11 protein-coding genes and 1 pseudogene are annotated in these 15,195 nt (G+C 68.3%); 7 read left to right on the top strand and 5 right to left on the bottom strand.

Translation table 11 applies throughout. The annotated features are described in order from the left end of the window. Positions 1 to 184: 184 nt before the first annotated feature. The gene (locus tag ACM6LU_RS25660; protein WP_414940319.1) at positions 185 to 3,634 is read right to left on the bottom strand and encodes an indolepyruvate ferredoxin oxidoreductase family protein; all 3,450 of its coding nucleotides are present in this window, start codon (positions 3,632 to 3,634) and stop codon (positions 185 to 187) included. A 160-nt stretch (positions 3,635 to 3,794) separates the two neighbouring features. Between ACM6LU_RS25660 and ACM6LU_RS25655 the strand changes: the two genes are divergently transcribed. Continuing rightward, positions 3,795 to 4,265, top strand: a complete 471-nt coding sequence (locus ACM6LU_RS25655; protein WP_414940318.1) for an Lrp/AsnC family transcriptional regulator — start codon at positions 3,795 to 3,797, stop codon at positions 4,263 to 4,265. Between the two features lie 490 nt (positions 4,266 to 4,755). Here ACM6LU_RS25655 and ACM6LU_RS25650 read toward each other — a convergent pair whose 3' ends face one another. Further along, positions 4,756 to 5,721 (bottom strand): helix-turn-helix transcriptional regulator, encoded by a 966-nt coding sequence (locus ACM6LU_RS25650; protein WP_414940317.1) that lies wholly within the window; start codon positions 5,719 to 5,721, stop codon positions 4,756 to 4,758. Positions 5,722 to 5,785: 64 nt separating this feature from the next. On the opposite strand from ACM6LU_RS25650, the gene ACM6LU_RS25645 reads away from it, so the two are divergent. Together ACM6LU_RS25645 and ACM6LU_RS25640 are read left to right on the top strand one after the other, a co-directional pair. Further along, positions 5,786 to 8,071, top strand: coding sequence for an excinuclease ABC subunit UvrA (locus ACM6LU_RS25645; RefSeq protein ID WP_414940316.1), 2,286 nt, complete (start codon positions 5,786 to 5,788; stop codon positions 8,069 to 8,071). Between the two features lie 420 nt (positions 8,072 to 8,491). Then, positions 8,492 to 8,782 (top strand): beta/gamma crystallin domain-containing protein, encoded by a 291-nt coding sequence (locus ACM6LU_RS25640; protein WP_414940315.1) that lies wholly within the window; start codon positions 8,492 to 8,494, stop codon positions 8,780 to 8,782. Positions 8,783 to 8,933: 151 nt separating this feature from the next. Here ACM6LU_RS25640 and yidC read toward each other — a convergent pair whose 3' ends face one another. Together yidC and ACM6LU_RS25630 are read right to left on the bottom strand one after the other, a co-directional pair. Continuing rightward, positions 8,934 to 9,734: a membrane protein insertase YidC gene (gene yidC, locus ACM6LU_RS25635; RefSeq protein WP_414940314.1), complete on the bottom strand. Its 801-nt coding sequence runs from the start codon at positions 9,732 to 9,734 to the stop codon at positions 8,934 to 8,936. Between the two features lie 69 nt (positions 9,735 to 9,803). Continuing rightward, positions 9,804 to 10,160 carry a DUF6412 domain-containing protein gene (locus tag ACM6LU_RS25630; RefSeq protein WP_414940313.1) on the bottom strand — a complete coding sequence of 119 codons (357 nt, stop codon included), beginning with the start codon at positions 10,158 to 10,160 and terminating at the stop codon, positions 9,804 to 9,806. A gap of 105 nt (positions 10,161 to 10,265) precedes the next feature. Between ACM6LU_RS25630 and ACM6LU_RS25625 the strand changes: the two are divergent. From ACM6LU_RS25625 to ACM6LU_RS25615, 3 genes and pseudogenes are all read left to right on the top strand, one after another. After that, positions 10,266 to 10,478, top strand: a pseudogene (locus ACM6LU_RS25625) (ABC transporter ATP-binding protein); the annotation flags it as partial. A gap of 209 nt (positions 10,479 to 10,687) precedes the next feature. Next, positions 10,688 to 11,698: an ElyC/SanA/YdcF family protein gene (locus tag ACM6LU_RS25620; protein ID WP_414940312.1), complete on the top strand. Its 1,011-nt coding sequence runs from the start codon at positions 10,688 to 10,690 to the stop codon at positions 11,696 to 11,698. A 98-nt stretch (positions 11,699 to 11,796) separates the two neighbouring features. After that, positions 11,797 to 12,621 carry a class I SAM-dependent methyltransferase gene (locus ACM6LU_RS25615; protein ID WP_414940311.1) on the top strand — a complete coding sequence of 275 codons (825 nt, stop codon included), beginning with the start codon at positions 11,797 to 11,799 and terminating at the stop codon, positions 12,619 to 12,621. 4 nt (positions 12,622 to 12,625) lie between these two features. Here the strand turns inward: ACM6LU_RS25615 and ACM6LU_RS25610 are convergent, their stop codons facing one another. After that, the gene (locus ACM6LU_RS25610) at positions 12,626 to 13,990 is read right to left on the bottom strand and encodes an ATP-binding cassette domain-containing protein (protein ID WP_414940310.1); all 1,365 of its coding nucleotides are present in this window, start codon (positions 13,988 to 13,990) and stop codon (positions 12,626 to 12,628) included. Positions 13,991 to 14,367: 377 nt separating this feature from the next. Between ACM6LU_RS25610 and ACM6LU_RS25605 the strand changes: the two genes are divergently transcribed. Next, positions 14,368 to 15,177 (top strand): DUF2382 domain-containing protein, encoded by an 810-nt coding sequence (locus ACM6LU_RS25605; protein WP_414940309.1) that lies wholly within the window; start codon positions 14,368 to 14,370, stop codon positions 15,175 to 15,177. Positions 15,178 to 15,195 lie beyond the last annotated feature (18 nt).

Here is a 15,195-nt window from a genome sequence, read left to right as displayed (position 1 = left end):
CGGGTGTGTGAAGATAGGGACTGTGTGGATTTTGGGTCATCTGACGTCCCAAAATCCACACAGTGAGGGTCGCGGTCCGGCAGCGGAACCGGTGACCGGCACCGCACTCGAACACGAGACCTTTGCTTCACCTCTCAATATCCCGCAGTGCCGACATCTCCGGCTTCAGTGCCGACGGGCCTACTCACCCGCTTACGCTGAGCCTGTCTCCCGGCACGAGTTCGGCGAGGAGCGCCGACTGTTCCCGGCGGTAAGCCTCGACGTTCGCCAATTTCACGTCTTCGTAGCCGCGAACCAGATCGGGCAGCTCGGCCAAGGCCAGCAGCCTGCCGCGATCGGCGTCCACGGTGCCGAAAGCGGCGAGGATCGTCTCCCGGTACTGAACGACGAGCTCCCGTTCCACCTGCCGGACCCCTGCCCTGCCGAACGGGTCCCAGCGCGTGCCACGCAGTTTCCGCGCGGCGCGCAATGCGACGAATACCGGACGGAAACCCTTACCCAGTGCGATCTTCCGCTTCATCCCGAGTGCGCGGAGAACAGGCGGGTGCAGCCGGTAGGCGTAGCGGCTGCCCACGCCGAACTCCGCCTCGATCCCCGCGAGCACGGTGGGGTCGAGCGAAAGCCGCGCGACCTCGTATTCGTCCTTATAGGCCATCAACTTGTGCAGGTTGCGCGCCACCGCTTCGGTGACGGTGGTCGAGTCCCCTTCCAGCACTCGGACGCGTTCGACGAACTCGGCGTACTCCCGCGCGTAGCGAATGTCCTGGTACTGAACGAGTTCGGGAACGCGGATGTCCAGCAGGCGCGCGAGTTCCGAACCCGGCTCGGCGTGCACGAGCGCGCGGGTACGGAGAGTGGCCTCCGACGGGGCCGGGATCGCGGCGACGGCGGGAGGCGTGACCGCCGCGTGCAGTCCGTCGGGATCGGCGACGAGCTGCCTGCCGCGCCGGAAAGCCTGCAGATTGCCCGCGACCGCGACCCCGTTGAGTTCGATCGCGCGTTCCAGGCTGGCCGCGTCCAGCGGGATGGCGCCGGTCTGGTGGGCCGCGCCGAGCTGCAGGATGTTGGCGAACTGGTCGTCGTCGAACAGGGTCTCCGCCAGCGCGCGGGCGTCGATCACCACGGTTCGCGCCGCGTTCTCCGAGATCGCGCCCCGCACGGTCGCCGCGTCGGGGAAGGACACGGTGGTGTCGACGACCATCCGGCCGGTCGGCACCTCGGTCGTGGAGACCACCGCGGTGGTACGGCCGGCATCCGCGACCGTCAGATGCACCGGGTCCGCGCCGACGAGGACGTCACAGGCCAGGTAAAGATCGCATTCCCCGGCCGCGAGTTTCGGGGCCTGCGGGGTCGGCTCGGCGGTGATCTTCAGATCCGAGACGACGGCGCCGCCCTTCTGCGCGAGCCCGGTCTGATCCAGCGTCCGGACCTGCCTGCCTTCGAGCACGGCGGCGGTGGCGAGGATCTGCGCGACGGTGACCACGCCGGTCCCGCCGACCCCGGTGATCCGCACGGTGAAGTCGGTGCCTGCGGTCTCGGGCTCGGGCAGCTCGGCCGCGGTGATCTCCCCCATCCGCCGCCGCTGCTTCCGCCCGGTGGGCACCACCGTCATGAACGAGGGACAGTCCCCCGCCAGGCACGAATAGTCCACATTGCACGAGGACTGATGGATCGTGGTCTTGCGACCGAACTCGGTGCTGACCGGCTGCACCGACAGGCAGTTCGACTTCTCACCGCAGTCGCCGCACCCCTCGCACACCCGCTCGTTGATCACGACCTTGGCCGCCGGGGTGGCCAGCTTGCCGCGACGTCGTTTGCGGCGCTTCTCCGCGGCGCATTCCTGGTCGTGGATGAGCACCGTCACCCCGGGAACGGCCGCCAGTTCCTCTTGGGTACGCAGCAGTTCGTCGCGATGCCGGACCTCCACACCGTCGGGCAGGCGGACGCCGCGGAACCGCTTCGGCTCGTCACTGGTGATGACCACCCTGGCGACGCCTTCGACCAGCAGGAGCGACGCCAGCCGCTCCACCGGGAGGCCGCCGACGGCGTCCTGGCCGCCCGTCATCGCGACGGTCGCGTTGTAGAGGATCTTGTAGGTGATGTTCACCCCGGCGGCCACCGCAGCCCGCACCGCCAGGCTGCCGGAATGGGTGAAGGTGCCGTCGCCGATGTTCTGCACGAAATGCGAGGTCTCGACGAACGGCTCCATCCCGAGCCACTGCGCGCCCTCGCCGCCCATCTGCGTCAGTCCGACGACGTCGCCGACCTGTTCTGGTTCCATGAACAGCGCCATGGCGTGACAGCCGATGCCGCCGCCCACCACGGTTCCCTCTGGCACCTTGGTCGAGGAGTTGTGCGGGCAGCCGGAACAGAAGTACGGCGTCCTGGTCAGCAACGGCACCGAGATGCGCTCACGCCGCCGTTGTCCCCGCCACGCGGTCACCGACGGGATCTCGTGGTGCGCGGTCAACCGTCCGGCCAGCACCCTGGCGACGGCGTCCGGGTCGAGTTCGCCGAGTTCGGTGCACAGCGTGCGGCCGTCCGGGCCGGTCTTGCCGTGGACGGCCGGCGCTCCGGCGGTACCGTAGAGCACCTCCTTGATCGCCGATTCGACGAAGGAACGCTTCTCCTCCACCACGACGATCTCGGCGAGGCCGTCCGCGAACCGGCGGATGATCGACGGTTCGAGCGGATGGATGACGCCGAGTTTGAGGATCCGGATCCCGTGCCGGGACAACGCGTCGGAGTCCAGGCCGAGCAACCGCAACGCCTGCATCAGGTCCAGATAGGACTTTCCGGCGGTGACGATGCCGACGCGGTCCGCGGGTCCTTCCTGGACGATCCGGTTGACTCCGCTCGCGCGAACGTATTCGACGGCCAGCGGCAGGCGTTCGGTGTAGAGACTGCGTTCGAGCGCCATCAGCGTGGTGCCGAGCAGCCGGGAACTGGGCTTATGCCGATAGGCGGGCAGCGCCAGCTCCGGCGGCGTCCACTGTGGCCGGACGTGGGCGGTGCTCGCGGCGTCGGCCACGTTCGCCACCAGTTTCATCGACGACCACAGCCCGCTCGCCCGGGACAGTTCCACGGCGTGCAGGCCGAAGTCCAGCACGTCCTGGGAGTCGGACGGGAAGAACACCGGCATGGACAGGTCGGCCAGCGCGAGTTCGGAGGCACAGGGCACCGAGGACGACTTGGCGTTCGGATCGTCGCCGACCAGCGCCACCGCGCCGCCCGCCGGATCGGTGCCCGCGAGGTTGGCGTGCCGCAAAGCGTCCGTCGCCCGGTCCAGACCGGGTGCCTTGCCGTACCAGAACCCGGTGACCCCGCCGGGCGACGAGCCGACCGACGCGGTCAGCTGGCTGCCCATCACCGCCGTCGCGGCGAGTTCCTCGTTCAGGCCAGGGCGGTGCACGACGTCGTGGTTGTCGAGCAGGACCGACCGTCGGCCGAGTTCGAGGTCGTACCCGGCCAGCGGGGACCCCTCGTAGCCGGAGACGAACACCGCCGGGGACGCACCGGCGGCGCGGTCGTGCCGCACCCGGTCGAACAGCATCCTGACCAGCGCCTGTACCCCGCTGAGGTAGACGGTGCCGTCTTCCCGTAGATACCGGTCCTCCAACGTGAACTGCTCCACCGACCTGCCTCCTTCGGCACCCCCACGTGATGTCACGACAGAAGACCCGAACTCCCGGGTCGCCGCAACAAGCGGAAGTCTATTGACATCGATCGCGCAAAATATCCAGCCCATCCTCACCACTGGCCGATATCTGTTGCGTCTGCGTACCATCCGGCTCATGGCGGACCAGCTCATCGACGAGACCGATCGCGAAATCCTCGAACTCCTGCGGGAAGACGCCCGGCGCACCCTCGGCGACATCGGGGCCCGCGTCACGCTGTCCACCGCCGCGGTCAAACGCCGCATCGACCGCATGCAGGAGAACGGCGTCATCGTCGGCTACACCGTCCAGATCGACCACGCCAAACTCGGCTGGGCCATCGAGGCGTTCACCGAACTGCGGTTCACCGGGACCACCAAGGTCGGCGAGATCGTCCGGACGACCACCCGGATGCCGGAAGCCCAGGCCGTGTTCACCATCGCGGGTGACCCCGACGCGCTCGTCTGGCTGCGGGTGCGGGACATGGGCCACCTGCAGCACACCATCGACGAGATCCGGCGGCATCACCAGGTGACGGGGACGAAGACCCTGATGGTGCTGGACTCCTGGAGCCGCGGCCAGCAGTGGCCCCAGGCGGGTGACGCCTGAGGCCAGCCGGCCCGTCAGCGAGTGATCTTGCCCGGACGGCTGCCGTTGGTGACCCACCGCAGGAGCCATGATGAGCGACGCCAGCCCCATCGTGGCCAGTGGCGAAAGAGACCCCGCGGCGCCGAACCCGACTCCGGTGAAGATCAGCAGGCCGATCAAGGACTACATCGTCTCGAGGTCGCACCGGGTGCGGAGCTTGCTCAACAGAGGTTCAGGGACATGCCCCTCCGGCACACGTCCGAGCGGGGGAGAGTTCGGACGTCCAAGGTCCCACCTCCCCACTCGGCCCTGGCAGGCACTAGCGATGTCAAGCCCGGCTTACCACCAGCGGTGACCAGCGGCTCCGCGACTTTGCCGAGACCCTGACCCTCAAAGCAGGGAAGGAGGCCTTCACGCGGCACGACACACCGCAGGCCTGATGTCCCCAGTGCCACATTGGGGGCAGCGAGACACGCTTTGCCCTAATTCTCGAGAGAATTGTCCTTAACACTCACGAGGTGCCGGGCTCGGTCCCCCGCAGCAGGCGCCGCCCCGTCCGCGCGAGGTACTCGCCGAACTCGACCGGCTCCTCCACGGTGAAGCCGATGTCGGTCAGGGTCAGGACGACGGCCAGCCATTCGAACGAATCCACATACGCGACATACCGGCAGCGGTGGTCGCCGAGGGCTTCGAAACTCCCGTCGATCCGGTGGAGACGGGCCGCGGCCTCACTCGCGCCGACGTGCAGGGTCAGCGTGACCCGGAGCGATTTCGGGCTGTGGAAGCGTTCTTGGAGATGCGCCGCGACGTCGTCGACGGGCAGGGCACGAGGCTCGAACGCCACCTCGGTCGTCTTCGGCGCGGTGATCCGGTCGAGCCGGAAACTCCGCCAATCCCGCCGGCCGAGGTCCCACGCGTAGAGATACCACCGCTTACCGAGCTGGACGAGGCGCATTGGCTCGACTGTCCGGGACGACGGGCCCCCTTTCGCCGTATACGCGAACTCGATGCATCGGCGAGCCGCGATCGCCGCGGCGAGGACGTTCAGGACGTCAGGGGCGACCCGCGCCTGTTCACCGCTTCCGAACTCGACCGCGGCGAGCATTTCGTCGGTCCGCCGGCGCAGGGCCGCCGGGAGGACGCGGCGGAGTTTCGCGGCGGCGCGGTCCGCCGATTCGGCGGTGAAGTCGATGCCGGTTCCGCCCGCCGCGGCGAGGCGCAGCCCGAGCACGGTGGCGATCGCCTCGTCGTGTTCCAGCATGAGCGGCGGCAGCGCGCCGCCCGCGACGAGACGGTAGTTGCCACCCGGACCGCGGGCGCTCTCCACGGGATAGCCCAGAGTGCGGAGGTGGTCGATGTCCCGGCGAAGCGTGCGCGGCGGGACTTCCATGGCCGTCGCGAGTTCGGCGGCGGGCCACTGGCGGCCGGTCTGCAGGAGTGACAGCAGCCGCAGCATCCGTTCTCGTGGTGCCGTCACGGCGCCTCCCACCTTGAGATAATTGTGGCCGCAAACCGGCCACATCTCATCGTAGCCTGGCTTCATGGCGAAAGTACGGACTGAACGCGGCCAGTGGATCACCGTGGAAGGAGCCCGGACGCACAACCTCCGCGAGGTGTCGGTGCGGGTGCCGAAGCACAAGCTGACGGTGTTCACCGGCGTCTCGGGTTCGGGAAAGTCGTCGTTGGCCTTCGACACGATCGCTGCCGAAGCCGAACGTTTGGTCACCGGAACCTATCCCGCCTTCGTCCGGAACCGGCTCCCCCAGCATCCGCCCCCCGACGTCGACCGGATCGACGGGCTGGTCTTCACCACGATCGTGGATCAACGGCGGTTCACCGGGAACACGCGGTCCACGGTGGGCACGGCGAGCGACATCGCGCCGTTGCTGCGCCTGCTGTTCTCCCGCCTCGGAGAGCCGGGCGCCGGATTCTCGCCCGCCTATTCGTTCAACGATCCCAGCGGGATGTGCCCGCGGTGCGAAGGGCTCGGCGTGGTCGACGACATCGATCTCGACCGGCTGCTCGACCCCGCGCGGAGCCTGCGCGAAGGCGCCGTACGCTTCCCGACGTTCGCCCCTGGGACTTACCGGTGGAAGCGGCTCGTCCACTCCGGACTCGTCGACCCGGATGTCCCGTTGGGCCGGTTGCCTGCGGCGAAGGTCGAAACCCTGCTGCACGCCGAAGGACTATCCCTCGACGACCCCGGCTCCGAGTATCCCAAGCACGGCATGTTCGACGGAATCCTTCCGCGGCTGAGGGATTCGTATCTGCGCAAGACGCCCTCACGCCTCACCACCGAGGAGCAGGAAGGGCTCGCCGAAGTCGTCACCCGCGGCACCTGCCCGGACTGCGCGGGGACCCGCCTCGCCGAGGCGGCCAGGAAAAGCCTGATCGACGGGCAGTCCATCGCGGACTGGTCGGCGCTGCCGGTGGGCAACCTGCGCGAGGTCGTCGCGAGCGTACGCGATCCGGCTGTGGCGCCGCTGGTGGAGGCGATCCGGGAACGCCTCGACGCACTGGATTCCGTCGGCCTCGGCTATCTCAGCCTGTCGAGGGAATCGAGGACGCTGTCCGGCGGCGAAGCCCAGCGTGTCAAGATCGTCCGTCACCTCAGCAGCGCGCTCAGCGACGTCTGCTACGTGTTCGACGAGCCCAGCACCGGCCTTCACCCGCATGACGTGCACCGGTTGCTCGAACTGCTGGCCGAACTCCGCGACGCGCACAACACGATCCTCGTGGTCGAACACCACCCCGCGGTCATCGCAGCCGCCGACCACGTCATCGACCTCGGACCCGCCGGCGGCGCCGACGGCGGTCGCGTCCAGTTCGAAGGCGGTCCGGGCGAACTCGCCGCGACGGGCACCGAAACCGGCAGGGTCCTGCGTGCTCCGCTTCGCTTCCGGCAGCGGACTCGCACCGCCCGGGGAACCGTGACGATCTCCGGCGCGAGCAGTCACAACCTTCGTGACGTCACCGTCGACGTGCCGCTCGGCGTCCTGACCGTCGTCTCGGGGGTCGCCGGCTCCGGCAAGAGCACCCTGATCGCGGACGAACTCCCCCGGCGGCATCCCGATTTCGTCGTCGTCGAACAGGCTCCGCTGCGCGGCCGCATCCGCTCCACCCCCGCGACGGTGATCGGCGTCGCCGAACCCATCCGCGACACCTTCGGCAAGGCGACCGGGAAGCATCCGTCGTGGTTCAGTGCCAACGGCCGGGGAGCTTGCCCCGTCTGCAAGGGCAAGGGCGTCATCATCACCGACCTGGCGTTCCTCGACGACGTCCAAACCGGCTGCGACGCCTGCGGCGGCACCCGGTTCAATCCGGACACGCTCGCCGCCCGGCTGAACGGCCGCACCATCGCCGACGTCATGGCGATGAACCCCGCGGATGCCGCCGCCCTGTTCGGCGAGGACTCCCCCATCGCGCGGCGGCTGCTGTGGCTGGAGAAGGTCGGCCTCGGCTACCTGACGATCGGACAGAGCCTCGACACCTTGTCCGGTGGCGAACGGCAACGGCTCCTCCTCGCCCGCCACCTCGCCGACGCGGGCCCCGCGGCCGACTTGCGCCTCGTCCTCGACGAACCCACCGCCGGGCTGCACGGCAGCGACGTCGACAGGCTCCTCGCGCTCTGCGACGACCTCGTCGACGACGGCGCGACCCTCGTCCTGATCGAACACAACCAGCGCGTGATCGCGCACGCGGACCACGTCATCGACATCGGGCCGGGCGCGGGTCACGACGGCGGGACGGTCGTGTTCGAGGGCGCGCCGTCGGCGCTGGCCGAGGACCCCGCGTCGCTGACGGGCCGTTACCTGCGGAAGCGCTGACCCGCGGCAACGCGTTCCCGGCGCCGGACGGCGCCGGGAACACCCACCCGCCAGGGAACAGTTCCCAGGCAGAGCGAGATGATTCCTGATCAAGCTTTGCCCGACACGCCGGTACCGAACAGTTCTTGGACCTTTTCCGTCCTCGGACTGAGGTCATGGTCACACCCCTCCTGCCTCTTCGGGCAACGACAGAACACGAAACAGGCAGCGTCACGGACGTTTCATTCCGTGCCGCGCACGGGAAGATAAGCTCGCTCTCGAGCACCGGAAAGCACCGAGAACCCATTTTCGATTTGTTCCACCCTTCGCGGCCAACGAAGCGAGAGAGGTGACCATCCATGCGAGAAAGGAAATACAGCCATAATGCGAAATGGTCTCAAGAGGCTTGCGGTCGTAGGCACCGCCGCACTCGGACTGTTCGTGGCCGTTCCGGCGAGCGCCTTCGCCATCGGTCAGGTCAGCTGTGGAAATCGGGATGACTTCGTGAAGCTGGACATTTCGTTCGGAAACGGAATGGGCACCAACAGGTGCTTCGCCAACTCGGGTGTCACGGGCACCGATATCGGCGGCGTCTACAACATCTTCTCGGGCAACAACAAGGTGACGGTCAACTACGAACGCAATGGCCGCTACGAATCGTCGAACCTCGGCTATTGGCAGGGCGTCGGCTTCTCCGGCACCGTCCGGGTTTACGAAGTACGCATCTGGTGACGGCACGGTGACCACCTCGGTGACCGGCCCGTTCGCCGCACTCGCGTGCTCCTGAGCACGCCTGGGACGCCACCCGGTGACGCAGGAGGGCCCAAGCAGCAGGACTCAGGACACTAGCGCCGCTGGGGTTTCTGCCCGGGCCGAGGACCCGTCACCTTGGGCTTCGCCACCTTCCGGGCCGCCTCTTCCCTGTCGACGACCTTGGTGAGGAAATGCTGCTGCCCCAACGTCCACCCGTTGGTGGCAGGAAGTACAGCAGGACACCGATCGGCACCGGGAAGAACGAACCCGAGACCAGCATCCCGAGCGGCGCCAGGTACATCATCAGCTTGGCGATCCCCGCTGCCTGCGGAGCGGTCGTGGTCTGCCGGGTGAGGCTCGAGCGCATCGAGAAGAACGTGGCCAGGCTCGCGATCAGCATCAGCGGTACCCCGACGGCGATCATATGGGCGTGGTCGGTGCCGAACGCGGCCAGCTCCGTCGCCGGTTGCGAAAGCCAGTTGCCGAGCTTCGCGCCGAACAGGTCGGCGTTCAGGAACGACTCCACCCCGGCACGATCGAACACGTGGTTCGACTGGGCATCCGGGGTGAAATCACGCAGTACCCAGTACAGCGAGAGAAACACCGGCAGCTGGACCAGCGCCGGCAGGCAGCCGCCCAGCGGACTGGAACCGTTGTCGGCGTGCAGTTTTTGGATCTCCTTCGCCATCCGCTGGCGATCCTTGCCGTATTTCTCCTTGATCTTCTGCAGCTGCGGGGCGAGTGCCTGTGTGCGGCGGCCCGCGCGCAGCGCGCCCAGCGCGGGTTTGACCAGCAGGAGACGCAGGGTGAAGACGAGGAACGCGATGGAAAGCACCCAGGCCACGCCTGAGTCCTGGCTCGCCACGGCGCCGAAAACCTTGTGCCAGAACCAGAGAATCGCGGAAACAGGGTAGAGAAAGGCATCGAACATGACCAGGTCACTCCGTCGTTTGAAGGTGCGTGGGCAGGAGTGACTGCCTCACCTTCGAACGAGGAGAAGTCAGGCAGCCACGATGCCCCGTGACGGAGCGCGTGGCCGGACGCGGCCGCGCGCGTCGGGATCGCGCAGGCTCAAGAACAACTGCGCGCGTTCGCGCAGGCTGATGGCGCGCACCTTCATCGCGGCGGCCGTCGGCTCCAGCCGGAGATGCGCCGCGAGCGCGAGCAGGATGACGGCGAGCGACGCGGTCAAGGCGGCGGCCAGCCCGAGCGGGTTGGCGACCGCCACCGACGCCGTCAGCGCGGTGACCAGGCTCAGCGGGTTGACCCCGCCGACGACCGGGAGGACGACGAACAACTCGGGCAGGAACAGCGCAAGCATCAGCTTGAGCCGCACGCCGAAGTAGGTTCGCTCCACGTCACCGACCTTACCGGAGATATTGCGTTGCGCGATCGCCGGAGCCGTCTGCGCGCTCGAACTCAAGCCCGACGGCGGCTCGGTGACCATCAGTGGCGGGCCGGGGTGCTCGACGAGCCGACCGACAACCTCGACCTCGCCTCGGCGGAAGCGTTGCAGCAGGCACGGGAAGCGTACGAAGGAACCACGGTGGCGGTGACGCACGACCGGTGGTTCGCGCGATCCTTCGACCGGTTCCTCGTGTTCGGCACCGAGGGGAAGGTGCGGGAGACGATGGAACCGGTGTGGGACGAGCGGCCGGTCCAGCGGGCGCGGTAACTCCGCTGGATCCCGACCATGCCGAGGGTGAGACTGTCGCCGACGCACCGGCCATCCCGAGTCAAGCGGCTACACCGTTTCCCCCTGTCGGGCAAGGAAAGCCGACCCGCCGACCGTCGTCGCCACCAGCGCCGCTACCGTGTGCTTCAATGCCGCCGCACCGCGTGCCGATACATGAGTGCTCGCATAGTCCGAAGGCTGGAGATCTCGTGAAGGCCGCCGCAATTCCCTTCGCCATCGCGGCACTGTGCTGCGCGGCGTTCCTGGTGAGCTTCCTCCGCGACCGACGCCAGCTACGGAACGGCTTCTACCTCTTCTTCGCGCTCCTGTTCCTCGGCATCACCCTCATCGCGCTGCTCGCCTCGGTGTCGCCCGACGCGGCGGGCGTGGTCACGTTGGGGGTGGTCCTGCTGATCGTGCCGACGACCCTCGCGTTGACGGTCTTCCTGATCTGCAACGGGATCACCATGCTCCGCCGCGAGGGACGCCGGCTCGCCAACGTGCTGTCGCTGCTGACCGGGGTCGGCATCTGCCTGCTGATCGTGTTCAACGCCACGGTCACGCAACTGGCCTGGGAGCCGCTCGACATCCTCAGGGGCAGTCTCAACGGAATCATCGTCTACGTCTCGTTCCTCTTCGTCTGCTTCCTCCTGTACTCGATCGTCTACGGCCGTATCGGCCCCGAGAAGGGCGTGGACTTCATCGTGGTGCTGGGCTCGGGGCTGCTGGACGGCCACCAGGTGCCGCCGCTGCTGGCCAGCCGCCTGAAGCGGGCCAAACGCGTCGTGGACGCGGAGGCTCGCCGTGGCCGGGAGACGATGGTGGTCACGTCGGGCGGGCAAGGTCCTGACGAGGACCTGCCGGAATCCCATGCCATGGCCGATTATCTGGTCGAGACCGGGCTGCCGAGGGAGCGGATCCGCCTGGAAGATCAGTCTCGGACGACGTTCGAGAATCTTACTTTCAGCGCCGAGATCATGAAGCGGGAGAAGGCGGACTATCGGTGCACAGTGGTCACGAACAACTTCCACGTGCTCCGCGCCGCCCTCGTCGCCCGCCGCGCCAAGGTGCACGGCCAGGTCATCGGGTCGCCGACGGCCTGGTACTTCTGGCCGAGCGCCACCATCCGCGAATTCGTGGCCATCCTGGTCGACCACAAGGTCAAGAACCTGATCATCTGCGGCTTGATCGTCCTCTCCCAGTTGTCCCGAGCCTTCTAGCCGGCAGCTCAGCGCTCGCGTCGCCGCCGATCGGCACGGGATGACAAATCCCGGCCCTTCCTTTGACAACGGCATTCCGCCGGGTCATCGTCCTGCGCATGAGCGCGTATACCCGGCAGGCGATGGCGCAGCTGTTCGACCGGACGGCGAAAACCTACGACGCCCTCGGCGTCGACTTCTTCGGCGCGTTCGCGCGCGAACTGCTCGATCGCGCCGGGGTCGCCCCCGGTGAGCGGGTGCTGGACGTCGGCTGCGGACGTGGCGCGGTGTTGTTCCCGGCGGCCGAGCGGGTCGGCGCGGGCGGATCGGTGCAGGGCATCGACCTTTCCTCCGCGATGATCGAGCGCACCGCGAAGGACATCGAGGACCGCGGGCTGGCCAATGCCTCGGTTTCCCTTATGGACGCCCAAGAACCGACGCTGGCCGACGCCTGCTTCGATGTGGTCCTCGCGTCCTTCGTGGTGTTCTTCCTACCGGATCCGGTCGCCGGTCTGCGGTCGTGGCATCGCCTGCTCCAGCCGGGCGGCCGCTTGGGCATGACCACGTTCGGCGCGGACGATCCCCGGTGGGCGGCCGTGCGCGAAGTGTTCAAACCGTTCGTACCGCCGGAGCTGGCCTGGACCCTCGCCATCAGATCCGGCCTGTTCGCCACCCTCGAGGGCTTCGACCAGGCCGTGGACTCGGCGGGCTTCACCGGTGTCACGTCCGTGGAACGCGTCTATCCGGTGAAGTTCGCCGACCCCGGGCACTGGATCACCTGGTCCTGGTCGCACGGCCAGCGGATGTTCTGGGAACTGGTCCCGGAAGACCGCCTCGACGCCGTACGCCAGGCCGTGCTCGCGGAGCTCGAACCACTGCGCGAACCCGACGGGAGCGTGGTGCTCGCACAGACCGTGCGCTACACCATCGCCCACCGCGGTTGACGGCTCACAACGCGAGCCGCGGCCAGGACGCCGTATCCCGCGACAACTGCCGGTCGTGCGTGGCGATCACCACCGCGGCCGGCGTGGCGCCGAGCGCGACTGTCAGCTCGTCGACGAGCGTGGCGGACAGGTGATTGGTCGGCTCGTCCAGCAGCACCACGTGCGGGCGGCGGGCCAGCACCAATGCCAGGTCCAGCCGCCGCCGCGCGCCGACCGACAGCTGGGCCACCGGCCGGTGCCGGTCGTATCCGGCGAGCAGGCCCAGTTCGCCCAGCCCCGGCCCCGGAGTCCCCGCCCTGGCGAGCTGTTCGTCGTAGAGTTCCATCGCCGTACGCCCGCCCGGTAGCTCGGGCATGGCGAACCTGGCGGGCGGTGGCGGGACCGCCACCACGTGCCCGGCCAGTTCCTCCTGCCGCCGGTGGACCGCCCTGACCAGCCCCGGCGCGCGGGTCACGCGGACATGCCTGCCGGTGCCCTTGGGCGGCCGCCAGTTGTCGCGCAGCCGGTTCTGAGCCGACGACAGGTCGTCCGCGAGCCGCTGCCGCTCGGCGATCTGCTCGGCGTGCGACGTCTCCCAGCGAGCCCGTTCGGCTCGGCGGGCCTCGACATAGGCGGCGTAGCCACCTCCGTAGACCCGTGGCCGCTCGTCGCTCGACGGATCGAGGTCGATCACCGTGGTGGCCACGTCCGCGAGCAACGCCCGGTCGTGACTGACCAGGACGACCACGCCAGGGTGGGCACGCAGCCGTTCGGTGAGGTGATCGAGCCCGGCGGCGTCCAGGTGGTTGGTCGGCTCTTCGAGCAACAGGACGGAATGCCCGGCCCCGAGCAGGCAGGCCAGCCGCACCCGGTGGCGTTGCCCGACCGACAGTGTCCCGAGTGGACGATCACGGTCGTCGACGGCGTTCAAGGCGGCCAGCGAGACCGCGACACGCCTGTCCGCGTCCCACGCGTCGAGGGCCTCGGCCTCCGCGAGCGCGGCGGCGAAGACGTCGTCCGCGCCGGGACGGCCATCGCCGAGCGCGCCGGTGGCCGCCTCCAGACGAGCCAGCGCACCGTGTACGGCGGCCAGTTCGAGATCGATCAGCGCGCCGACGGTGTCGGTCGCCGCGAGCGGAATCTGCTGGTCGGCGACACCGGCCGTGCCCGCGCGGTGCACCTCACCGCGGTCTGCGGCCAGCTCACCGGCGAGTACCCGGAGCAGGGTGGTCTTGCCACGGCCGTTCTCCCCGACGATGGCGACCCGCTCACCGGCGGCGGCGACAAGGTCGACTCCGGAGAGTACCGGCCGTCCCCCGAAGGACAGGTGGACGTCGGACAGGCGGACGTGCGCCGCGCGCAGTGGCGCGGGCGAAAGAGGGGATGACATGAAGGAACTGCCTCCAGCGAAGTGATGAGCAGGAAGAACGAACTCCGGTGCCGCGGTTCGCGGTACCGGTGAAGGCGTCGTTCCTCAGAGGAACAGCAGTTGCTGCATCACGAGCACGAGGGTAGGACATGGGCCAGGATCCGCGCATCCGGTTTTCGGCGAGTGGGAGTTCCACACCTTCGCGCCGACCAGTGACCATCGGTCACCCCTCGGACACCCCCTTCCACCTGCGGCGACACGCCGTGCTTGGCCCGCGAGCGCGGCTTCAAACCAGCACTTTCCGGGGTCACCCACAGGTACACCACGACGGTTGCCATGTGCACCGGCCCGACAGACGGTTGGCCCCTCAGCAACATCGTTCGGGAGGAGCAGGACCGATGGCGAAGACCATGCAGCCGCAGGAACTCATCGACAGTGCCGTGGTCGATCCGACGGGCAACAAGCTCGGGAAGGTCGGCAACGTCTACCTGGCCGACGCGACGCACCAGCCGGAATGGATCACGGTCAAGACGGGCCTGTTCGGCACCAAGGAGAGCTTCGTCCCGCTTACCGGCGCGCACAAGGACAAGGACGGTGTGCACGTCCGCGTCGACAAGGAAGCCGTCTCCGACGCGCCCCGCATCGAGGCCGACGGCCACCTCTCCACGGAGGAGAGCGCGCAGCTGTACAAGCACTACGGGATGCCGATGCCGCGGACGTCGCCGGACGGCAAGCTGGACGACCAGACGCGGGGCAAGACCCGGCCCGGGATGGACGACGCGACCGCCGGGAAGGGTGCCATGGGCGGCACGGGCACCGGCAAGAGGGACCGGGACGCCGAACACTCCATGACGCGTTCCGAGGAGCGGCTGAACGTCGGCACCGAACAGGTCGAGACCGGCCACGTCCGGCTGCGCAAGTACGTGGTCACCGAGGAACAGCAGGTCACCATCCCGGTCAGCCACGAAGAGGTGCGCATCGAGCGGGAACCGATCACGCGGGGTTCCGGCGGGAATGCCGAGATCGCCGAGGACGAGACGGAGGTCGTGCTGCACGCCGAGAAACCGGTGGTGGGCAAGGAAACCGTCGCGGTCGAGCGGGCTCGGTTGAAGACCGAGACCGTCACCGAGGACCAGACGATCTCCGGCAAGGTCCGCAAGGAGCAGTTCGAGGTCACGGACGACGAACGCAAGCACCGCAAGTCCTGATCCCGGCGCAGGGGGCGG

The sequence above is a fragment of the Amycolatopsis sp. cmx-11-51 genome (genome assembly GCF_047608665.1).
Classification (GTDB): domain Bacteria; phylum Actinomycetota; class Actinomycetes; order Mycobacteriales; family Pseudonocardiaceae; genus Amycolatopsis.
This window is presented reverse-complemented; position numbering and strand designations above follow the sequence as displayed.